This is a genomic window from Streptomyces sp. SID1328 (assembly GCF_009865595.1).
Taxonomy (GTDB): Bacteria; Actinomycetota; Actinomycetes; order Streptomycetales; family Streptomycetaceae; genus Streptomyces; species Streptomyces griseoluteus.
On the sequence record NZ_WWKH01000584.1, the window covers coordinates 1 to 20,835 of the forward strand.

Annotated in this window: 18 protein-coding genes and 1 pseudogene; 6 read left to right on the forward strand and 13 right to left on the reverse strand. The window is 71.1% G+C overall.

Annotated features, from left to right (window positions below):
- A partial coding sequence (locus GT030_RS18405) for a HAMP domain-containing protein (RefSeq protein ID WP_161202015.1) occupies positions 1 to 775 on the reverse strand: 775 nt, incomplete at its 3' end.
- Between the two features lie 612 nt (positions 776 to 1,387).
- Here GT030_RS18405 and GT030_RS18410 point away from each other — a divergent pair.
- Positions 1,388 to 1,873, forward strand: coding sequence for a MarR family transcriptional regulator (locus GT030_RS18410; protein ID WP_161202016.1), 486 nt, complete (start codon positions 1,388 to 1,390; stop codon positions 1,871 to 1,873).
- Positions 1,874 to 2,355: 482 nt separating this feature from the next.
- Complete coding sequence (locus tag GT030_RS18415) at positions 2,356 to 3,630, forward strand: FAD-dependent oxidoreductase (protein WP_346009677.1); 1,275 nt, start codon at positions 2,356 to 2,358, stop codon at positions 3,628 to 3,630.
- A gap of 26 nt (positions 3,631 to 3,656) precedes the next feature.
- On the opposite strand, the gene GT030_RS18420 is transcribed toward GT030_RS18415, so the two are convergent.
- On the reverse strand, positions 3,657 to 4,940 hold the full coding sequence (locus GT030_RS18420; RefSeq protein ID WP_161202018.1) for an amino acid permease: 1,284 nt from the start codon (positions 4,938 to 4,940) through the stop codon (positions 3,657 to 3,659).
- A gap of 154 nt (positions 4,941 to 5,094) precedes the next feature.
- Here GT030_RS18420 and GT030_RS18425 point away from each other — a divergent pair, with 154 nt between their 5' ends.
- A complete protein-coding gene (locus tag GT030_RS18425; RefSeq protein ID WP_161202019.1) occupies positions 5,095 to 5,301 on the forward strand; it encodes a hypothetical protein in 207 nt (68 codons plus the stop codon).
- Positions 5,302 to 5,321: 20 nt separating this feature from the next.
- Here the strand turns inward: GT030_RS18425 and GT030_RS18430 are convergent, their stop codons facing one another.
- The 3 genes from GT030_RS18430 to GT030_RS18440 all read right to left on the reverse strand — a co-directional run bounded on the left by GT030_RS18430 (position 5,322) and on the right by GT030_RS18440 (position 10,290).
- Complete coding sequence (locus tag GT030_RS18430; RefSeq protein ID WP_161202029.1) at positions 5,322 to 7,703, reverse strand: phosphoketolase family protein; 2,382 nt, start codon at positions 7,701 to 7,703, stop codon at positions 5,322 to 5,324.
- A 789-nt stretch (positions 7,704 to 8,492) separates the two neighbouring features.
- Entirely contained in the window at positions 8,493 to 8,915 is a 423-nt protein-coding gene (locus tag GT030_RS18435; RefSeq protein WP_161202020.1) for an FMN-binding protein, read from the reverse strand.
- 67 nt (positions 8,916 to 8,982) lie between these two features.
- Positions 8,983 to 10,290, reverse strand: a complete 1,308-nt coding sequence (locus GT030_RS18440; RefSeq protein WP_346009679.1) for a ferredoxin reductase family protein — start codon at positions 10,288 to 10,290, stop codon at positions 8,983 to 8,985.
- A 232-nt stretch (positions 10,291 to 10,522) separates the two neighbouring features.
- On the opposite strand from GT030_RS18440, the gene GT030_RS18445 reads away from it, so the two are divergent.
- Positions 10,523 to 11,266 (forward strand): response regulator transcription factor, encoded by a 744-nt coding sequence (locus GT030_RS18445; RefSeq protein WP_161202021.1) that lies wholly within the window; start codon positions 10,523 to 10,525, stop codon positions 11,264 to 11,266.
- Positions 11,263 to 12,723 (forward strand): HAMP domain-containing sensor histidine kinase, encoded by a 1,461-nt coding sequence (locus GT030_RS18450; RefSeq protein ID WP_161202022.1) that lies wholly within the window; start codon positions 11,263 to 11,265, stop codon positions 12,721 to 12,723. The genes GT030_RS18445 and GT030_RS18450 overlap by 4 nt, the downstream gene beginning before the upstream one ends.
- A gap of 105 nt (positions 12,724 to 12,828) precedes the next feature.
- Here the strand turns inward: GT030_RS18450 and GT030_RS18455 are convergent, their stop codons facing one another.
- The 4 genes from GT030_RS18455 to GT030_RS18470 form a co-directional block, all read right to left on the reverse strand.
- Positions 12,829 to 13,665 (reverse strand): hypothetical protein, encoded by an 837-nt coding sequence (locus tag GT030_RS18455; protein ID WP_161202023.1) that lies wholly within the window; start codon positions 13,663 to 13,665, stop codon positions 12,829 to 12,831.
- Between the two features lie 202 nt (positions 13,666 to 13,867).
- Positions 13,868 to 14,707, reverse strand: a complete 840-nt coding sequence (locus tag GT030_RS18460; RefSeq protein WP_161202024.1) for an ABC transporter permease — start codon at positions 14,705 to 14,707, stop codon at positions 13,868 to 13,870.
- Positions 14,704 to 15,645 (reverse strand): ATP-binding cassette domain-containing protein, encoded by a 942-nt coding sequence (locus GT030_RS18465; RefSeq protein WP_161202031.1) that lies wholly within the window; start codon positions 15,643 to 15,645, stop codon positions 14,704 to 14,706. The genes GT030_RS18460 and GT030_RS18465 overlap by 4 nt, the downstream gene beginning before the upstream one ends.
- A gap of 137 nt (positions 15,646 to 15,782) precedes the next feature.
- Positions 15,783 to 16,829: a sodium-dependent transporter gene (locus GT030_RS18470; protein WP_237522612.1), complete on the reverse strand. Its 1,047-nt coding sequence runs from the start codon at positions 16,827 to 16,829 to the stop codon at positions 15,783 to 15,785.
- A 129-nt stretch (positions 16,830 to 16,958) separates the two neighbouring features.
- Here GT030_RS18470 and GT030_RS18475 point away from each other — a divergent pair, with 129 nt between their 5' ends.
- Positions 16,959 to 17,789, forward strand: a complete 831-nt coding sequence (locus GT030_RS18475) for a hypothetical protein (RefSeq protein ID WP_161202026.1) — start codon at positions 16,959 to 16,961, stop codon at positions 17,787 to 17,789.
- On the opposite strand, the gene GT030_RS18480 is transcribed toward GT030_RS18475, so the two are convergent.
- The 4 genes and pseudogenes from GT030_RS18480 to GT030_RS18495 all read right to left on the reverse strand — a co-directional run.
- A complete protein-coding gene (locus GT030_RS18480) occupies positions 17,764 to 19,128 on the reverse strand; it encodes a HAMP domain-containing sensor histidine kinase (protein ID WP_161202027.1) in 1,365 nt (454 codons plus the stop codon). The genes GT030_RS18475 and GT030_RS18480 overlap by 26 nt on opposite strands.
- On the reverse strand, positions 19,125 to 19,787 hold the full coding sequence (locus tag GT030_RS18485) for a response regulator transcription factor (RefSeq protein ID WP_161202028.1): 663 nt from the start codon (positions 19,785 to 19,787) through the stop codon (positions 19,125 to 19,127). Before GT030_RS18485 ends, GT030_RS18480 begins: the two co-directional genes overlap by 4 nt.
- Positions 19,769 to 20,470, reverse strand: coding sequence for a phosphatase PAP2 family protein (locus GT030_RS18490; RefSeq protein WP_346009678.1), 702 nt, complete (start codon positions 20,468 to 20,470; stop codon positions 19,769 to 19,771). The genes GT030_RS18485 and GT030_RS18490 overlap by 19 nt, the downstream gene beginning before the upstream one ends.
- Positions 20,471 to 20,635: 165 nt before the next feature.
- A pseudogene (locus GT030_RS18495) lies at positions 20,636 to 20,835 on the reverse strand (M56 family peptidase); the annotation flags it as partial.

The window sequence follows — 20,835 nt, forward strand, 5'->3', positions numbered from 1 at the left end:
TGGCGAACGCGGACAGCTGGTCCACCATCGTGTTGATGGTGTCCTTCAGCTGCAGAATCTCACCCCGGGCATCCACGGTGATCTTCTGCGAGAGGTCGCCCTTGGCGACGGCGGTGGTCACCTGTGCGATGTTGCGGACCTGGTCGGTGAGGTTGCCGGCCATGAAGTTCACCGAGTCGGTCAGATCCCGCCACACGCCGCCCACGCCCGGCACCTGAGCCTGGCCGCCCAGCCGGCCCTCGCTGCCGACCTCGCGGGCCACGCGGGTGACCTCGTCGGCGAACGACGAGAGCTGGTCGACCATCGTGTTGACGGTGTCCTTCAGCTCCAGGATCTCCCCGCGCGCATCGACGTCGATCTTCTGCGACAGGTCGCCCTTGGCGACCGCGGTGGCCACCTGCGCGATGTCCCGCACCTGGGTCGTGAGGTTGCCCGCCATCGCGTTGACCGAGTCGGTCAGGTCGGCCCAGGTGCCCGAGACGCCCGGAACCTCTGCCTGGCCGCCCAGGGTGCCCTCGGTGCCCACCTCGCGGGCCACCCGGGTGACCTCGGAGGTGAACAGGGACAGCTGATCGACCATGCCGTTGAACACGGTGGCGATCTCCCCCATGAGACCGTCGGCCTCATCGGGCAGCCGGGTGCCGAAGTCACCGTCGCGCACCGCCGTCAGCCCCGCCAGCAACTGGCGCAGCTCCGGCTCCGCGACCTTCCCACCGGCCCGCGCCGGCCTGGAGCGGGGCACGGGGCGCGACGCCTCAACCGACGCCTCAGGCATGATCCATCCTCATTCCACCTGGCAGCAGGACGCCGGGGCGACCCGTCAGACGACCGGCCCCGCAGTCTCTTCACCACCGGGCCCCACATCCCCCGAGAACCTTTTACATGGGGAAAGTATTTAGTACGGCATTCAGCGCCCGTGCGGCAAGTGGACACCGACCCGGGCAGCGACGGTGCCCTGTACACCTAACGGGCGAGCCGCCCCTGGTCCTGGGCAAACCGGGCATAAGCTGTCCGGGCTCGCTCAGGGAGTGACCAGGCACACATGTGGCATCCGCAGCAGCGCTCTTGTCGTCCCGGTCACGGGCGCAGCGCCAAGGCCCCGAGCTGGAGGTGGCGGTGAGCAGCGCTGTGCCCCGGGACGCACGAGCCCCCCGGCGGGCTTGGGGCGGCAATGCCCGCGCCGTACCGCAGAAGCAGGTCATGTTGTCGGCGGAGGGCGTGTGGTTGACTGGCTGGGCCAAGGGGGCTGTGCGGGCGCATCACTGACGGTTCCGTCCGACCGGATGAGCCCCGCGCATCGGGGCACGGGTGCGGGGAGCGGCGGACGACGGTTGCTGATCATTTCTGCCCGCCCGGCTCGCAGTATCTGATCTCGGAGTTGCAGAGCATGGACGAGAAGGCAGCCCGGCCGCACACCTCGCACGACGTCCGTACGGTGCGGGCGGCTCTGGAACGCCTCGAAGCACGATGGGAGCGGCAGCAGCGCTCGGCGCCCCTCGTCTCCTCCTCGCAACTGCGCCTCCTGTACGCGCTCGAATCCGCGGCAGGTAGCAACCTGCGTGAGCTGTGCGTGGCCCTCGACTCCGCGGCTCCCGCTCTCAGTCGCCTGTGTGCCCGGCTCGAGGCGATGGGCTTGATCAAGCGGGCCTCCAGCGCCAGGAGCCGCAGGGAGATCGAGTTGTATCTGACCGGCCGCGCCACGGCCTATCTCAGGGAGCTGCGGAAGGAGAGGGAGCAGTTCCTGGCCACCGTGCTCGATGCCATGCCTGACGGCGAACGCGCCGCGCTGGTCAAAGGGATGGATGGCCTGCGCCGCGCACTGGACCCTCCTAGACCGGGTTATACGGGAAATCCCGTGATCCGCTCGGCGTGAGCAGAAGAGGGCCGGGGCGCGGTACGCCCACGAGGCGTGCTGGGCCGCGGGAAATTCCTGCCGCACCGGGAATGCCCGCCGGGCCGGTGTGGTTGAACAGACCGTGATGGTGAAGGGGACAGTGTCCCCGGGCCTCATCCATTGCCTGCAGGGACGATCTGCAGAGCCTTTCGCCGCGTAGGCGACCGCCCTTCACGATCACAACCCTTTCGCGGCAGTCCCGGCCGGCATGACGGCCGGGACTGCCGCTTTTTCAGTCCGGAATGCCGAGTGCGGTGCCCGGCCGGCAGTCAGTGCATGACCTTTTGCCGTACGGACAGGGATGGCCAAGTGCAGGTCATGTTCGCCCATATCGCTTGTCGACAGATGTGTCGCGGGCACACTGGTGCACAGGGGGATGGAACCCTGCGGCCGGAAAACGGTTCAGGGTCCAGTGCTGCCCGCGCAGCGGGACGTGCGCGGGGCCGAGCAGGGGGAAGCACGTGACGCAACCGTGGTCCGAGCAACGGGACCGGAGGGCTCCGCTCGCCGCGAAGGGCGGGCGGTCGCCGGTCGTGGTGATCGGGGCCGGCCCCTACGGTCTGTCGGTGGCCGCGCATCTGCGTGCCCAGGGGGCAGAGGTGCGGGTGTTCGGGGAGGTGATGGGGAGTTGGCGGCACGCGATGGCCACCGGCATGTTCCTGAAGTCGACGCCGGACGCCACCGATCTCTCGGCGCCGGTGGCAGGGGCAAGGCTGGCGGACTACTGCCGTGCGCAGGGCCAGGATGAGCTGACCGAGCTGACGCCGATCCCGTGCGCCACCTTCGTGGCCTACGGGCAGTGGTTCGCCGACCGCTACGTCGGTGAGGTGGAGCAGTCGCGGATCACCTCGGTGGAGCGCGGCCCTGCGGGCTTCGTCGTGCAGGCAGAGGGCGGGGAAGAGTTCGCCGCCTCGGCGGTGGTGGTGGCCACCGGGCTGTCGGAACTCGCCCACGTACCCGAACAGTTCAGGGCGCTGACACCGGGCGGCCCGCATCCGGACGGTCTGGTGTCGCACACCAGCCAGCACCAGGACCTGGCCCGGTACGCCGGGCAGCGGGTGGCGGTGATCGGTGGTGGCCAGTCGGCACTGGAAAGTGCTGCGCTGCTGCACGAAGCCCGCGCGATCCCCACCGTCCTGGTTCGCGAGCGCCGGGTGCTGTGGGGCGAACTGCCGGAACCGGACAGACCGTTGTCCCACCGGGTGGTGCGGCCGTCGGCGGCGCTGGGAACGGGCTGGAGTCTGCTGGCGGTCAGCCGGGCGCCGGGGGCGGTGCGCCGGCTGCCGGCAGCCGCCCGCATGTATCTGTTCCATCGAGCGCTCGGCCCCTCCGGTGGCTGGTGGCTCCGTGAGCGGGTCGAGGGCATCGTGCCGGTGCGTACCGGCTGCTCGGTCGACGGGGTGGAGGCCGACCGGAGCGGCGGCGCCCTGCTGCGACTCTCCGGTCCGGGACCGGACGTCCTGAACGTGGATCATGTGCTGGCCGCCACCGGCTACCGGCTCGATCTGGAACGGCTTCCCTTCCTCGCGGCGTCCTTGCGGCGAGAGGTGCGGCGGGCCGGGGGCAGCGCGGCCCCGCGCCTGTCCGCCGCCTTCGAGTCCAGCGTGCCCCGGCTGTACTTCACCGGCTCGCTGACCGCGCCCTGTTTCGGCCCGGTGATGCGGTTCGTGGCCGGCACCGCCTTTGCCGCCACCCGCATCAGCCGGCATCTCACCCGCGACGCCCTGCGTCCTTGATCACGGCGTTCCGGGGGCCACGCACCTCAGGCGGAGGGCGCTCCGCGCAGCACCCGGCGCACGGCGTACACGACAGCGCCCGCGGCCACGACCGAGGCGCCCGCGATCACTGAGTCGGCGGGCAGGGCGAAGGCGAGCACGAGGCACCCCAGCAGCCCGGCGGCGGGAACGATCCGGGCCGGGCGTCCCTCCTGCGGAGAGAGGGTGAGCGCGGAGGCGTTGGCGACGGCGTAGTAGACCAGCACGCCGAACGAGGAGAAGCCGATCGCGCCGCGCACGTCCGTGAACGCGACCAGGACGACGACGACCGTCCCCACCAGCAACTCGGCCCGGTGCGGCACCTTGAACCGAGGATGCACCGCGGACAGCCGGCGCGGCAGGTGACCGTCACGGGCCATCGCCAGCGTGGTCCGCGACACCCCCAGGATCAGTGCCAGCAGCGAGCCGAGCGCCGCCACGGCGGCTCCCACCCGTACCACCGGCACCAGCCAGTCGGCTCCCGCTTCTCGCACGACGTCCGACAGCGGTGCGACGGTCGTCCCCAGCCGGCCGGGACCGAGCACCAGCAGCCCGCTGACCGCCACCAGGGCGTAGACGACGAGCGTGATCGCCAGAGCGACCGGGATCGCGCGCGGGACGGTGCGCGCCGGGTCGCGCACCTCATCGCCCAGCGTGGCGATCCTGGCGTACCCCGCGAACGCGAAGAAGAGCAGACCGCCGGCCTGCAGCACCCCGTTCCACGACGCGTCGGCCCCGACATCCAGACGGGTCGCGTCCACCGCCCCCGACACCCACGACGTGATCACGATCGCTGTGAGCACCGCCAGCACGATCGCGACGATGACGCGCGTCAGCCATGCGGTCTTCTGCATCCCGGCGTAGTTCACCGCCGTCAGCGTCACCACCGCCGCGATCGCCACCGCATGCGCCTGTCCCGGCCATACGTACGCGCCGGCAGTGAGCGCCATCGCCGCGCACGAGGCCGTCTTGCCGACGACGAAGCACCAGCCGGCCAGGTACCCCCAGAACTCACCGAGGCGCTCACGTCCGTAGACGTAAGTGCCGCCCGACACCGGATACCGGGCTGCGAGGCGGGCCGACGACGTCGCGTTGCAGTAGGCGACCACCGCCGCGAGCGCCAGGCCGACCAGCAGCGCCGAACCAGCGGCCCGCGCCGCGGGAGCCAGCGCCGCGAACACTCCGGCGCCGAGCATCGACCCCAGGCCGACAATCACCGCATCCCGCACACCCAGGCTCCGGACCAGCTCATCCGGCGCCGCAGTCGGTCGTGGTCTCGCCCTCACGGCCATGCCTCTCCACACGATTACGCGCCCCGACATCGAAGCACGACGGCAAGGGGGGACACAGCACGAGAAGGACACCGCCTCGTGAACAGATGGCTGGCGGTGTCTGTCGCCGGCCGGCAGACGTGCACTCTCGGATGTCGGGCCGCAGGCTGGAGGAATGACCAGCACTCGCGTGATCGTGGGCCCCCCGGACCCTGAGACCGGCCGCAAGGTGCAGATCGGCGATCGGGTCGTCGGGCACGCGTTCGCCGTACGGGACGTGGCCGCCTTCATGCAGGAGGCGGGGCTCCACGACTGGGACGAGCTGGACGTGGTCCGGTCGGAGCTGATCGAGTGGCGCGGGGGCGGACCGGAGCACTGGTAGGCCGGAGGCCACCTGCTGGTTCAGCCGTCCCAGACCCACTCGGCCACCTCGGGCATGTCGGCACCGTGCGCGCGGATCCACGCCGCGTGGCGGGTGCGCTCGGCGGCCATCGCCTGGCGCACGGCGGCGGCACGGACCGCGAGCCCCGGTACCCGGTCGATGACGTCCATGACGAGGCGGTAACGGTCGAGGTCGTTCCGGACGACCATGTCGAACGGCGTGGTCGTGGTGCCCGACTCCTTGTAGCCCCGCACATGGAGGTTCGCGTGGCCGGTACGCCGGTAGGCGAGACGGTGCACGAGCCACGGGTAGCCGTGGTAGGCGAAGATCACCGGCTTGTCCGTCGTGAACAGACCGTCGTACTCGAAGTCCGTCATGCCGTGCGGGTGTTCCTCGTGGGGGAGCAGCCTGGTCATGTCCACCACGTTCACCACCCGCACCCGCAGTTCGGGCAGGTGACGGCGCAACAGCTGGGCGGCGGCCAGCACTTCGAGGGTGGGCACGTCACCGGCGCAGGCCAGCACCACGTCCGGCTCGCCCCCGTTCTCGGAGCCGGCCCATTCCCAGATCCCCGCGCCGCGCGCACAGTGGACGCGCGCCTCGTCCATGCTGAGCCAGTCGAAGCAGGGCTGCTTGCCCGCTACGACGACGTTCACGTAGTCGCGGCTGCGCAGGACGTGATCGGTCACCGACAACAGGGTGTTGGCGTCCGGCGGGAGGTAGACGCGGACCACGGCGGGGCTCTTGTTGAGGACATGGTCGACGAAACCGGGGTCCTGGTGGGAGAAGCCGTTGTGGTCCTGGCGCCACACATGCGATGTCAGCAGGTAGTTCAGGGACGGGATGGGGGCGCGCCACGGCAGATCGCGGGCGGTCCTGAGCCACTTGATGTGCTGGCTGACCATCGAGTCGACGATGTGCACGAAGGCTTCGTAGCAGGAGAACAGGCCGTGCCGACCGGTGAGCACATAGCCCTCGAGCCAGCCCTGGCAGAGGTGTTCGGAGAGCACCTCCATGACCCGGCCGTGCCGCTCCAGATGCTCGTCGACCGGCAGGATCGCCGCCTGCCACGCCTTGCCGCTGACGTCGTACACGGCATCGAGCCGGTTGGACGCGGTCTCGTCCGGCCCCACCAGCCGGAAGTCCCGGCGGGTCCGGGTGTCCTTCATGACCTGCCGCAGCAGGGTGCCGACGACACGGGTGGGCTCGTGCAGGGTGACGCCCGGCTTGTCGACGGGTACGGCGATCGCTTCCAGGTCGGGCAGGGGCAGCTCGCGGGTCAGCAGACCGCCGTTCGCGTGCGGAGTGGCGCCCAGGCGCCTCTCGCCCGCCGGTACGCAGGACAGGACCTCCGGCGCGGGACGACCGTCGGCACCGAACAGTTCCTCGGGCCGGTACGAGCGCATCCAGCGTTCCAACTGGGCCAGGTGCTCGGGGTTGCCGCGGACCCCGGCGAGCGGCACCTGATGGGACCGCCAGGTGCCCTCGACCGGGAGACCGTCGACCTCGGCGGGACCGGTCCAGCCCTTGGGGGTGCGCATCACGATCACCGGCCAGTGCACGCGCTCGGTGACGCCCTCACCGCGCGCGGACTCCTGCATGAGGGAGATGCGGTCCAGCGCATCGTCCATGGCCGCCGCCATGGCGCGGTGCACTTCGGCCGGATGGTGGCCGCTCACCTGAATGGGCTCGTACCCGTACCCGCGCAGCAGCGCCTCGAGCTCCTGCTCGGGCAGGCGGGACAGCACGGTCGGGTTGGCGATCTTGTACCCGTTGAGGTGCAGGACGGGCAGGACCGCGCCGTCGTGCACCGGGTCGAGGAACTTGTCGGAGTGCCAGGACGCGGCGAGCGGTCCTGTCTCCGCCTCGCCGTCCCCGATGACGCAGGCCACCACGAGTCCCGGGTTGTCGAAGGCGGCGCCGTAGGCGTGGGCCAGGGAGTAGCCGAGCTCGCCGCCCTCGTGGATCGAGCCAGGCGTCTCCGGAGCCACATGGCTGGGTACGCCACCGGGGAAGGAGAACTGCCGGAACAGCCGCGCCATGCCCTCCGCGTCCCGCGGCACGTCGGGGTACGTCTCGCTGTAGCTGCCGTCCAGCCAGGAGCCGGCCAGGACGGCCGGCCCTCCGTGCCCCGGCCCCCAGACGCACAGTGCGTCCAGACCGCGGTTCTTGATCACCCGGTTCAGGTGCGTGTACACCAGGTTGAGTCCCGGAGACGTGCCCCAGTGGCCGAGCAGCCGCGGCTTGATGTGTTCCGGCCGCAGCGGCTCGGTGAGCAGGGGGTTGTCCATCAGGTAGATCTGGCCCACGGCCAGGTAGTTGGCGGCGCGCCAGTGCGCGTCCAGACCGCGCAGCTCCTCGTCGGTGAGAGTGGTCGCGGCGGTGTGGTCGTCCTTCGGCATCGCATCTCCGGAGTCGTCATCCATGAACGGACAGTGTGCCGGGAAGATCAGGAATGTTCCGGTATGACGGCCACTGGGTACGCGACGCGGTGCAGCACCCCGTATGTGACCCCGCCCGGTGAAGGCCGGGGGCGGATGCGAGGCCGGGGCCCCAAGGCGGACTGCGCCCGCGGGGGAGCAACCCGCCCCCGGAATGTGTCCGGTGCCCACGGCCACGTGCGGCCGCCCCGGCTCACCCGCGCAGCCCGACTCGCCGGGTACACCACCCGGCGATACGTTGGTGGACGGGGCCGGGCGGAGGTCCCTGTCGGCCCGGCGGAATCGGACAGGGTTCCAAGGGCGGTGGCCGGCGTGACGGAAGCGCAGCACTTCGACGGCATGACGATCGGCACAGGTGCGGATGCGGGTGGTGGCGTCATTGCCCGACGGGGGCGTTCCGCATGCGCCTGGCGGGTCTCGGTGAACTCCGGCACCACGACGGGCCCTGACACCGCGGGACTGGTGCCCGGGATCCGGCGGCCGGGACACGAGTCCGGCGCACTCCCTTTCGGCAGCGACCCCTCCGGTCCGGCCCCGGACGCCCAGTGAAAGGTCGACGACCTGGACAACCTCTGCGCCGTCGACACGGGCTTCGTCCCGAGGGTTCCCGGACGAGGGCGGCCCGGTACCGGCACCCGGCACCGTGCGTCACGTGGACGCTGACCAGGCACTCGTCGATGCGGTACGTACGGGCGGGGCGCGGCGGAGTACCGGCAAGGAGACCTGCGCGCCGAACTCCGTGGAGGTGGCTCAGCCGCCGGTCCTGTCCAGGGCGCTCTGCAGGGAACGTATGTAACCGCCACTGGTGTAGGTCGCCCCGGACACGGCGTCTATCCGGGCGCTCTGGGCATCGAGCGCCTCGCCGGTCAACCGTGGCACCGCGTAGGCGGCGATCTCGCGATCCCGCGGGTTGGCGTCCGGAACACGTACGGCGGTGACAGCCGTCAGCTTGCCCCCACTGATGGTGATACGGACCTGCACCGGCCCGTACCGGGTGTTGAGCGTGTCACCCGTGAACGTGCCCGACCGCTTTGTGGCATCACCGTGCCCCGGGGAGGTACCGGCGGGGAGCTGACCGGCCACCGCGGGTGCGGGAGGCTGATGCGGTTTCAGGGCGAGCAGCATCGTGATGACCGCCGTCGTCGTGGCGAGGGTGAAGAAAGTGCGGCGCATGAGCGTCTCCGGCGGGAAGTGCGGGTGGGAACGGGGAGCGTCGACCAGCGGCGTGCTGAAGACGCCCCTAGAGGGAGAAGGACTCGCTGTGGATGCGGCGGGCGGGAACCCCGGCCGCCCGCAGGGCCGTGTGCGCCGCCCCGGCCATTCCAGGTGGTCCGCACACGTAGCAGTCACGGCCGGCCACGTCCGGTACGAGAGCCTGGAGCGTCGGCGGGTCGAGGGGAATCCGGTAGGCCGCCGGTTCGCTCACCGAGAGATGGAGCCGTGCGCCGCGCTCCCTTGCCAGCGCCTCGAGTTCGCCGCGCAGGACCAGGTCCTCGGGCCGCCGCGCCCAGTACACCAGCACAGGATCGCCGGGGAGCGTCTCGAACAGCGTCCGCAACGGAGTGATGCCCACCCCGCCCGCCAGCAGCAGCGTCCGCGTGCCACGAGCGCGGTCGCCGGTCAGGGCGCCGTACGGCCCCTCCGCCCAGACCCGGGTGCCGGGGCGCAGCCGCGCCAGCCGGGCACTGTGGTTCCCGGCGGCTTTGACGGTGATTCTCAGCCCGCTCCCGTCGGCCGGCGCCGACAGCGAGTACGGCGACGCGGTCCACCGCATGCCCGGAACCATGAACCGCCACCGCATGAACTGTCCCGGACGGACACGGAGTTCCTCAAGACGGCGACCCGTGATCCGCACCGAAACCACCCCCGGTCCCTCGGCCCGCACCTCGGCGACCCGCAGCCGATGCCGGCGGGACAGCCGGACGGGCTTGATCACCCGGAACCAGGAGACCAGCCCGGCGACCACGCCGTACAGGGCGTACCAGCACGCCTGTGCTGCGAAGTTCCCGGCGAAGTCGGCGCCGGTGGACAACTGATGGCCGAAAGCGAGGAACACCGCGGCATAGGTCGCCAGATGCAGGTAGTACCAGGTCTCGTGACTGAGCCGGGCGCGTGCGGCCCGGGCGGAGACCACGGCGGTGACCAGGAAGATCACCAGGGCGGCGAGCGCCTTCAACATGTCGGGGTAATGCAGCACCACCTGGCCCGCCTCGCTCAGGGGCGACACCCGCCCCGTCAGGGCGTAGCCCTCGATGATCAGCACGACGTGGGCCATGATCAGCGTGATCGTCCACCTGCCGAGCCATGCGTGCCAGCGGGCGAGCCGGTCGGGTCCCACGGTCGCGTCGAGCCAGGGAACCCGGCTCATCAGCAGCACCACCAACGCGCACAGGTAACCCGCCAGCAGCCCCGTCAGGCGGCCCGCCCCCGTCAGCCAGCCCGACGGGCCGATCACGGAAGAGGTGTCCGCCCACCACAGCCCCAGCAGGCCGGCCGCGCCGCCGAGGGCCGCGAACCGTACCGACCAGACGACCAGGCTCTCCGGCACGCCCCGCCCCACATATCCGGGGCCGCCCGGCGCCCGCACGGGGCGTATGGCTTCAGTGCTCACCTCTGTTGCTCCTTGCCACGGAAGACCACACCGGTCGGCGCTTGGAGGCCACCGTGACCGAACAGCCTCTGAAAACCCTCTGAACACGGGTCCCGGTACGAAGTTCAGAGGAAACTCAGAAGATCGCGGAGCCGCCCGCCCCGCGGGTATGCCGCATGCTGGAACCGAGATGAACAGCCATGATTCCCCTGCTCCCGCGCCCCGCACCCCTGACGGAAGGGTGCCACGAGCGCTGGTCGTCGACGACGAGGCCGACCTGACCGATGTCGTAAGCGCGGCCCTTCGCTCCGAGGGCTGGGAGGTGCGCACCGCGGCCACTGCCGCCGAGGCGCTCTCGGTGAACGTCTCGTTCGAACCCGACGCCGTGGTCCTCGACTGGATGCTGCCCGACGGCGACGGCCCCGGAGTGCTGCGCCGACTGCGCCAGGACCGACCCGGGCTCTGCGTGCTCTTCCTCACCGCCCGCGATGCCGTGGAAGATCGCGTCGCGGGCATCACCGCCGGTGCGGACGACTACGTCACCAAACCATTCAGCATCGAGGAGCTCCTCGCCCGCCTCAGGGGCCTGATGCGCCGGGCCGGGCTGACCGCAAAGCAGCGCCCCGACGGCTTCAGCCTCGTGGTGGGTGATCTGATGATGGACGAGAGTGCCCGCGACGTGTCCCGCGGCGGCCGGCACATCGACCTGTCGAAGACCGAGTTCGAACTGCTGCGCTACCTCATGCGCAACCCGCGGCGGGTGCTGTCCAAGGCCCAGATTCTGGACCGGGTGTGGGCCTATGACTTCGGGGGGCGCGCCCATGTCGTCGAGCTGTACATCAGCTATCTCCGCAAGAAGATCGACGCCGGACACACGCCCCTCATCCATACGGTCCGCGGCGTGGGCTACGTGCTGCGTCCGGAACAGCGATGACCCGCTCGGTGGGACTGCCCCGGTCCCTGCGCGCCCGCCTCACCGCAGGACTCGTGCTGCTGCTCGCGCTTGCCTGCACCTGCGTCGGCATCGTCACGGTGCTGGCGCTGGAGGGGTTTCTCGTCAACCGCCTGGACCAGCAACTCGCCGCCACCGGCGGGCGTTTCGCCGCGAGCCTGGAACACGAGGCACGCCCCGACGCTGACAACGCCCCGGACACCCGGGGCCAGGCCGACGGCACCCTCGGGGCCCGCACCCTGCAAGGGCGCGTCACTCAGGCGGCCGTCGTGCGCGGGACGGCCGACCGGGCGGTCCCGCTCAGCGCGGCCGATCGGCACACCCTTCGCACCGTAGGTGCCAACGGCCGTCCCCGGACGGTTCACCTCACCGGCATCGGCGCATATCGCGTCGCGGCCTGGCCGGGCGACGACGGGGACGTCCTGATCACCGGCCTGCCACTGCACCCGGTCGAGGAGACCGTGCACCGGCTCGAAGCCGTGGAGTCCGTCGTCTTCGGGGCCGTCCTCGTCGCGGCCGGTGTCACCGGCGCACTGTGGGTACGGCGTTCGCTGCGCCCACTGGAACGGCTAGACCGCACCGCGCAACAGGTGACCGCCCTTCCCCTGGCAACGGGGCAGGTCGCCATGCCACCACCGCTGCCGGCTGACGACGCCGACACCGAGGTCGGGCGCCTCACCCGCTCGTTCAACCAACTCCTCGGCCACGTCGGCGACGCCCTCGACCGCCGCCACCGGGGGGAGGAACGGTTGCGCACCTTCGCCGCCGACGCCGGACACGAGCTGCGGACCCCCGTCGCCACGATCCGGGCCCATGCCGAGCTCGCCATGCGGCACGGTGCGCCCTTGCCGACCGAGGTGCGGCACGCGCTGGAACGCATAGAAGCGCAGTCCCGGCGCATGAGCCTCCTGGTCGACGAACTTCTCCTGCTGGCCCGTCTCGACGCGGGACGCGAACTCGTACGACAGCAGGTCGATCTGACCCGGATCGTCCTCGACGCGACCACGGACGCGGCGGCCCGCCACCCCGGACACCGTTGGGAGCTCGATCTCCCCGAGGAGCCCGTCGAGGTCCCCGGAGACCCCGAACGACTCCAGCAGGCCGTGACCAACCTGGTCAGCAACGCCGGCCGCCACACCCCGGAGGGCACCCGGGTCGACATCGTCCTGTCGGCAGGACCGGAGTGGACACGGCTCTCGGTCACCGACGACGGCCCCGGCATCCCGCCGGAGCTGCTGGCGCACGTGTTCGGCCGCTTCACCCGGGGCGACACCTCCCGCGCCCGTGCGACGGGTTCCACCGGGCTCGGCTTGGCCATCGTGGACGCGGTCGCGCGGGCTCACGAGGGCAGGGCGGAGGCCGGCAGCACGGCCGGTCGTACCTGCTTCACCCTCGTTCTGCCTCTTGCGGACGACGATCGGGGTACCAGGCGGCCGTGAGCCGCGGAGGCACGTGCCCCTGTACGGGAAGGCCTGAGCGAGCGACAGACCCGCCACTCGCACCGTTGTTCGTGCCCGGACAATCGCCCCGCGCCCCCGGCACGCTCAGGGTCGGTTCGCCTCCAGGGTGACGGGCTCACGGGCCGTCCGCCGACTCCCGGTGTCCCGGCGGGACACCGTCAGGTAACCGACGAAGCCGAGGATCGCCACGGTCCAGGACACCGTGACCGGGCCGACGCCCCAGCCGAGGCCGCCGTGGGCGTGGGACGCGGCCATCCAGTCGGCGATCGAGGCGCCGAGGGGGCGGGTCAGTACGTACGCCGTCCAGAAAGCGGTCACCGCGCCGAGGAGGCCCGCACGGTGTGCGACGGCCGGAACCGCGATCGCCACCCCGAACAGGGCGATCGATCCCAGATAGCCCGGACCCGAGGAGGCAGTGAGGTCACCGGCCGCGGTGCCGAGGGCGAAGGTGGCGAGAACGGCTGCCCAGTAGAAGGTCTCGCGGCGGCGGGTTCGGACGGAGTGGATCGACAGGGTGCGCTCGCGCGCGTGCCACAGGGCGAAGACCGCGCCCAGGGCCACGACGAACAGTGGGGTGGACAGGGTGTAAGGGACGCCGAGAGCGACGTGGAGAACGTCGGCGGTCATCGTGCCGAACACGCTGACCATCACGATCGCCGTCCAGTAGACCCAGGCCACGTACCGGCGTACGGCGAACTGGAGGGCGAGGGAGGCGGTGAAGGCCAGGCCGCCCAGGGCCACGGCCGGAACCGGTCCGAGAAGGTGGGCCAGGAAGTCGGACGCGGTCTCGCCCATGCCGGTGGTGAGGACCTTGACGACCCAGAAATAGACGGTCACCTCGGGCACCTTGTTCGCGCGTTCGGCCATGCGGGCGCGAGACCGGGAAGAAGGCCGGTGGCCGAGGACATGCTCTGTGCTCATGATCCGCACCCTCGCACGCCCGACTGTGCTGTTCCCAGGCCCCTTTGCCGTCGCTTTGGCAATTCCGGTGCAGGTATTTCCGCGCGTTCGTCCGGCCCTGAACACAACCTGAAAGGTGCGCCGGGAATTGCGGTCGGTGCCAGGAACGGCTGCTATCAAAGGCAGTTTCACCCGCTCCGCGTCTCCGCCGCAGTGCTCGTCGTCACGCGTCGGTGCGCCGCAGGCGATACGCGGCACCTGTCAGCGTCAGCGCGGTCCAGGCCAGGAGGACCAGCAGACCGGCGCCGGGTGTCAGCGTGCCGGGGTCGGGGGTGACGGCGAACATCGACGCTCCCGCGTTGCTGGGCAGGCCGGGGCTGATGCCGTCACGCCACGCGCTCGGGAGCAGCGTGATCAGGCCCGGAATCAGCATCAGCGCGGCGACCAGGGCCGAGACGGCGCCGGCCACGGAGCGCAGGAGGGCACCCAGAGCGGTCCCGATCACGGCGACCAGGCACAGGTACAGCCCTGCGCCCAGCAGACTCCGTACGACGCCCGCGTGCGAGAAGCCCATGGCTGCGGGTGTGCCGGCGACGATCCGGCTGCCGAGCAGGAAGGCCACGAACGCCCCCGCCGTCCCGACGACCAGCGCGACCAGCCCGGTCACGGCCGCCTTGGACCACAGCACCGGGAGCCGGCGCGGTACGGCGGCCAGCGTCGAGCGGATCATGCCCGTGGAGTACTCCCCGGCGGTGACCAGCACCCCGAGGACGCCCAGGGCCAACTGGGCGAAGTTCGCGCCGAAGAGGGACAGGCCCACGGCGTTCTGACGGGCGAAGTCCTGGTTCATCTGCCCGGAGCCGATCTCGGACCGGTAGCGGAACGCGGCGATCAGCCCGAAGGCGACGACGAACAACAGGCTCAGTCCGAGGACGATCCAGGAAGAGCGCAGCGAGAAGAGTTTGGCCCACTCCGAAGCGACGACACGTCGGCCGGTCAGCCGGTAGGCAGGACGGCCGTCCGCGGTGGACGGTGCCTCGGTGGCCGCGGTGAGGGTGCTCACGCCGGCCCCCCGGCGGCCGCGACGACCTCGGCCGGGGTGCCGTGATATTCGACGGCGTCCCTGGTCAGTTCCATGAATGCCTCCTCCAACGAGACCTGACGCGTGTGCAGTTCGAAGAGGGCGATCCCGTGCTCGGCCGCTCTTAGACCGATGTCGCGCGCCGACAGCCCGGTCACCTGAAGCTCCTCCGCGCCGGCCTGTCCGGTGATCTCCACGCCTGGCCCCGCCAGCACGTCCCGCAGCCGCGCGGGGTCCTGCGCGGCCACCCGTACGGTGTTCCCGCCCGCCTCGCGCACGAGCTCCCGCACGGTCGTGTCGGCCAGCAGCCGGCCACGTCCGACAATGATCAAGTGGTCGGCCACCAGCGCCACTTCGCTCATCAGGTGCGAGGACACGAACACCGTGCGCCCCTCCGCCGCGAGCGAGGTCAGCAGGTTGCGGATCCAGAGCACCCCCTCGGGGTCCAGCCCGTTGACCGGCTCGTCCAGCATCACCGTCCGCGGGTCGCCCAGCAGGGCCGCGGCGATGCCGAGCCGCTGTCCCATCCCGAGCGAGAAGGCACCGGCCCGTTTCCCGGCCACGCTGCCCAGCCCGGTGACTCCGATGACCTCGTCGACGCGCCGGCGCGGGATGCCGTGGGTCAGCGCCAACGCCCTGAGGTGCTGGTATGCCGAGCGGCCCGGGTGGATCGACCTGGCCTCCAGAAGGGTGCCGACTTCCTGGAGCGGCGCCCGGTGCTGCTCGTACCGGCGCCCGTTCACCGTGACGGTGCCGCTCGTGGGGGCGTCCAGCCCCACGATCATGCGCATGGTCGTGGACTTTCCCGCGCCGTTGGGTCCCAGAAAGCCTGTCACGGTGCCTGGCTTCACGACGAAATCCAGGCCGTCCACGGCGGTTTTCTCGCCGTATCTCTTGGTGAGTCGCCGGGCGTCGATCATTGGTCCGCCGCTTTCCTCGTCTTCTTGTGGGTCGCACAAGAATTGCCGTATCCATCTGCGGATAAACCGGGCCTCAAGGAGTGTCGTCGCTCTGGTCAGGTTGCTGTCATGCTGCACGCCTGCTCGTGGGCAGAGGCTCACCGTGACGCACGCATGCGGACGACACGGTTCGCCGCCGTCTTCTGGAACAGACCGTAGGCGAGCACCGGCATGAGCAGGTGGGGCTTGTCGGGCAGAGCCACCGTGAGCACGACCGCGCCGGCGCTGCTGTTGTTCATGCCGCACGCGAGGGTGAACGAAGTGGCGGAGGGAGCGTCGAGGCGCAGCAGTCGGGCGATCCCGTGGCCGGCACCGAAGGACAGCAGGCACACCAGGCCGGCCGCCGCCAGCGCGGCCCCCAGCAGGAGGGGGCGTGGACGGGCGAAAAACGAACCGAGCGCACCGCTGGCGTTGAGATAGGTCAGGGTCAAGGAGCCGGCCAGGGAGGCGGGGACGACGACGGTCATCGCCTTGGCGACCCAGCTACCCGGCAGCAGCAGTCGGCACAGGAGGCCGGCCGCGCAGGGAAGGACCACCGCGCTGAGAGCGGAACCACCCTGCGGTCCGGAGTGGCCCCCGATGAGCGCCTGTCCGTCACCGGTGGTCAGGAGGGGGCCGAGAGTGCCCAGGACCAGGGGCACGGTGAACGGACTGAGGAGAGTCGAACCGAGCACGATCCCCACCATGGTCGGCTGATCACCGCGGCCGTTGCCCGCCCACACCGTCGCACCGGCGGCGACCGGCATGGCCACGATCACAGCCATCGCCGTGACCAGCCCGGTGCCCCCGTCCGTGTCGGGCGTCTGCCGCAGCAGGAAGGCCACGACCGGGATGGTCAGCAACGGGATGGCGAGGCGGAGGAAGAGACCGGCGAGCAGCGCGCGGGGACGTCTCAGCAGGCCACCCGCGGCCCCGAGAGGGACCTGCAGACCGGCGGCGAAGAGCACGAGGCCGAGCAGTGTCGGCAGGGCGGACACCGTCAGGGCGCCGGCCGGGAGCAGCGGGTGCGGATGGCGCAGCCACATGCCGGGGCCGGGCAGGAGCACGGCCGCCGCGTACGACACGGTGACGGCGGAACCCAGTCGCCGGTGCAGCCACCTCGTGGCCCGGCCCTCCGGGAAGCATTCGTGATCTCGCGTGGACAACGCGTCCTTCTTCCGTCGATCGCGGAGAGGGGCCATGGCCGCCATGCTGCGAGTGCGCCGCACGGTCCGGGTCCGGTAGCACGCGACGGTCAGGATTCGTTCAGGCTGCGAGTGGCACCGTGCGGCCTCATGACGTACGAGACATCAGAGCCCGCTCCCTCCGCCGGGACCGGCGGTCCGACCTGGAACGGACACCGGCCGCGCTGGAACAAGGTCCCCGAGGTCACCGCCTACTTCTGGGTCATCAAGGTGCTGTGCACGACGGTCGGCGAGACGGCGGCCGACCTGTTGGCCGGGAAGGCGGGACTGGGCCTGACCGGTGTTTCCGTCCTGATGAGTGCCCTGCTGGCGGCGGTGCTCGTCGCCCAGTTCCGCACCCGGTCCTACCGCGCGGGTGTGTACTGGCTCGCGGTCGCCCTGATCAGCGTCGTCGGCACGCTGATCAGCGACAACCTCACGGACAACATGGGGGTACCGCTGGAGACCAGCACCACCGTGTTCGCCGTGCTCCTCGCGGCCGTCTTCGCGGTCTGGTACGGGCGGGAGCGGACTCTGTCCATCCATCACATCGACACCGTCGGCAGGGAGGCGTTCTACTGGCTTGCCGTCCTGTTCACCTTCGCCCTCGGCACGGCGGCCGGAGACCTGGTCTCCGAACGCCTGGACCTGGGTTACTGGCTGGCCGCGGTGCTGTTCGCGCTGGCCATCGCGGCGATAGCCGTCGCGCGTTTCGCACTTGCCGTGAACGCGGTCCTGAGCTTCTGGACCGCCTACATCCTGACCCGCCCCCTCGGCGCGTCCATCGGCGACTACCTCTCCCAGCCGTCGGCCGACGGCGGCCTCGGCCTGGGCACGGTGGTGACGAGTGTTCTGTTCCTCGCGGTGATCCTGGGACTCGTGATCCATCTGAGCGTGACCCGTAAGGACACCAGGCTCAGCGAGCGGGCAGATCGATCGTGAAGCGGGCTCCACGTGTGTGGCCGGAGTCGAAGGAGACCTCGCCACCGACGGAGCGGGCCAGTCGTCTCGCCAGGGGCAGCCCCAGACCCGCTCCGTCGTGCCCGTCCTCCCGGTCGGCGCGCCGGCCTGGAGTGAACAGGTCGTCCACGAAGTGCCCGGGTACGCCAGGGCCGTCGTCGGTGACGTCGACGCGGACGCCGTCGGCGGTCCGGTGTGCCGACACCGTCACGCCCGCACGGGCGTAGCGGACGGCGTTGGCCAGGAGGGGGCTGAGAATCCGCTCCAGCAGAGCGGGGGGTGCGGCCACGTACACGGTGGACTCCTCGGCCTGCAGCGTGCTTTTGACCTCGCCGGACGGGTCGAGATCCGCGAGCATGCGTGTCAGTACCGGCAGCGCGTCGGTGGTGCCGGGAACGCTCGTGCCGTCCAGTGCCCGCTCGCGGGCGTCCTCGAGGAGGGCGTCGCAGATGCCGCGCATCGTCCGGGCCGCCTCGGCCAGCCGCTGATGGGTGCTCCAGGTCTCCGCCTCGGACCGCGGCCGGGCCCGCCACCAGTCGAGTTCCACGACCATGCGGGTCAGCGGAGTGCGCAGCTCGTGGGACAACTCGCCGGTCAACTGCCGCTCGTGCCGGAGTACGGAACGTATCCGGTCCAGCAGCACGTCCAGCGAGCCGCCCAGCCTGGCCAGTTCGACCGGGTGGTGCTCCGCCCCGAAGCGCTCCTGCGACCCCACCGCACTCCACTGGGCGGCCTGGTCGGTCATGGACTGCACGGGACGCAGGGCCCGGCCGACCGACAGCCGGGTCAGGACGTACGTACACACGAGCATCACGGCGTCCAGCCCGAGGGAGGCCGTCAGCAGGGCGTCGGCCGAACTGCGGTAGGGGCCGAGGCTCAGCGCGGTGACGATCGTGGCGGCGTGGGCCCCCGGCATCGGCAGCGAGCACAGGCGGACCGAACCGGCGACGGTCGTGCACCGCTCCCGCCTCGTACGGGCCATGTCGCCGGCGACGGCGGCGAGATGGCCGCCCGGCGATGCCGTGGCCGACGGCCGCTCCAGCAGTCGGCCGTCCGCGTAGATCCACACGTTGGTGTCGAGCAACTGGTCGTTCACACTCTCCCGTACCCGCGCCCGGGAGCCGCTGGTGTCGACGGTGGTGGCCACCGCCTCGGCCCGGTTGCGCAGTTCCGCGTCCGCCTCGGCCCGCAGGTGCCGGGTGATGGCCAGGTTGAACACGACGGTCAGCAGCGTCATGATCAGCGCCGCGGTGGTCAGCGCCACCAGGGACAGCCGGCCCCGCAGGGTGCGCGGGGCGAGACGATGTACCAGAGGTGTCATGACAAGCGGTGCCCGAGCCCGCGGACAGTGGTGATCGACAGACCGCTTCCCGCCTCGCGCAGCTTGCGCCGCATCCGTGAGAGGTACTGGTCCAGCGTGTTGTCACTCACGTACGCGCCCTCGGGCCAGCCGGCGCGTACGAGGTCGAGCCGGCGCACGACGTTACCCCCGGCCGCGACGAGTGAGGCCAGCAGCCGGAACTCGGTCGGCGAGAGCGCGAGCGGCGCACCGGTTCCGCTCGCCATGCTGTGGTTCACGGCATCCAGCACGAGGCCGGCGTGCGACACCGTCGGCGGGACGGCGGACCGCTTCAGCACCGCTCTCAGCCGTGCCGTGAGTTCGGCCAGGTGGAACGGTTTGGACAGGTAGTCGTCTCCTCCGGCGGAGAAGCCCGACAACCGGTCGGTGATGTGATGCCGGGCCGTCAGGAAGATGACCGGCGCGCTGAACCCGTTGGCGCGCATCGCCTGGCACACGTCCCGCCCGTCCGAGTCGGGCAGACCGATGTCCAGCACCGCGGCCTCGACGCCGGTGCCCGCGAGGCGCAGCGCCGTCGCGCCGTCGGCGGCCGGCACGGGCTCGAAGTCGGCGGACAGCCCACGGCGCAGCGCGTCCCGCAGCGCGTGGTCGTCCTCGACGATCAGGATCCTGGGCCGCATGATCCTTCCTCGGTGCTCGGCCGGGGCTCGCGACCCGCGGGGAACAGGCCGGGCAGCCACCGGGCGGCCACCCACAGGCACACTCCCAGCCAGCCCGCCGCGAACAACCAGCCTCCGGCGACATCGGTGAACCAGTGCACCCCCAGATAGACCCGGCTCAGCCCCACAGCCGCGCCCCAACAGCCGATGAGCAGCCACAGGGCCGCCCTGCCTCGCGGGGCGCGCAGCGAGACCGCGACGAGCAGCAGTCCCGCCGTGAGCGCGGCCGTCGTGCTGTGCCCGGAAGGGAACGCCCAGCCGGAGGCGTGCGTCGCCCAGTCCCCGTACGGCGGGCGGGGCCGTCGAGCCAGCTCCATCACCGCGTACCGCAGGGCCTGGCCGGTGCCCAGGCAGACGAGGCCGAACAGGGCGGCGCCGAGGCGCTGTCGGGAGGTGCGCCCCGTCGCCAGGGCGGCCACCACGACGAGTGCGTACGGGAGCACGCCGGTCCCGGTGGCGGTCACCGCGCGTGCCAGGGCCAGTGCCGTGGCCGGTCGGTGATCGAGCGACCACGCGAGAAGATCGCGGTCGAGCTCCAGTGGCGCGCCTCTGCCGCCGGCGGCCACTGCGGCCAGCACACCGAACGCGGCCCAGGCTCCGAGCGCGACACTCCCGGCCAGATCCGCGGCCTCCCGGCGCCTCACGCGACGGCGTCGATGCAGGTGGACATGAGACGGGGCCCCTTCCTTCGCGCACCGCGAGGTGAGCACACAAACCCGCACGGCGACTACAAAGCTGTAGACGGTCTACAACACAGTAGACGATGCAGAGGGGGCAGGCGTTCCCGAAGGTGCGATGCCGGGCGGCCGTCAGTCGGCGGGTGCTTCGCCTTGGGCGACCTCGACGTCCTGGTGCAGCCGGACGGCTCCGGCCAGCGAAGACGCCCCGGCCGCCGTGCAGACGAGGAGCATGGCGATCAGGACCGGCGCCACCCGCCGTACGGGCGCGGGGGCGAGCAGGGCCCTGACTCGGGCCGGGACCGGACCACCGGCGGCGCCGGGGGTCAGTG

Bases quoted from the DNA above. Each gene is read 5' to 3' on its own strand.
- GT030_RS18410 (WP_161202016.1), top strand. From the start codon at position 1,388: ATGGACGAGAAGGCAGCCCGGCCGCACACCTCGCACGACGTCCGTACG.
- GT030_RS18465 (WP_161202031.1), bottom strand. From the start codon at position 15,645: ATGATCGACGCCCGGCGACTCACCAAGAGATACGGCGAGAAAACCGCC.
- GT030_RS18455 (WP_161202023.1), bottom strand. From the start codon at position 13,665: ATGAGCACAGAGCATGTCCTCGGCCACCGGCCTTCTTCCCGGTCTCGC.
- GT030_RS18425 (WP_161202019.1), top strand. From the start codon at position 5,095: ATGACCAGCACTCGCGTGATCGTGGGCCCCCCGGACCCTGAGACCGGC.
- GT030_RS18450 (WP_161202022.1), top strand. From the start codon at position 11,263: ATGACCCGCTCGGTGGGACTGCCCCGGTCCCTGCGCGCCCGCCTCACC.
- GT030_RS18480 (WP_161202027.1), bottom strand. From the start codon at position 19,128: ATGACACCTCTGGTACATCGTCTCGCCCCGCGCACCCTGCGGGGCCGG.
- GT030_RS18475 (WP_161202026.1), top strand. From the start codon at position 16,959: ATGACGTACGAGACATCAGAGCCCGCTCCCTCCGCCGGGACCGGCGGT.
- GT030_RS18430 (WP_161202029.1), bottom strand. From the start codon at position 7,703: ATGCCGAAGGACGACCACACCGCCGCGACCACTCTCACCGACGAGGAG.
- GT030_RS18435 (WP_161202020.1), bottom strand. From the start codon at position 8,915: ATGCGCCGCACTTTCTTCACCCTCGCCACGACGACGGCGGTCATCACG.
- GT030_RS18420 (WP_161202018.1), bottom strand. From the start codon at position 4,940: ATGGCCGTGAGGGCGAGACCACGACCGACTGCGGCGCCGGATGAGCTG.
- GT030_RS18445 (WP_161202021.1), top strand. From the start codon at position 10,523: ATGAACAGCCATGATTCCCCTGCTCCCGCGCCCCGCACCCCTGACGGA.
- GT030_RS18485 (WP_161202028.1), bottom strand. From the start codon at position 19,787: ATGCGGCCCAGGATCCTGATCGTCGAGGACGACCACGCGCTGCGGGAC.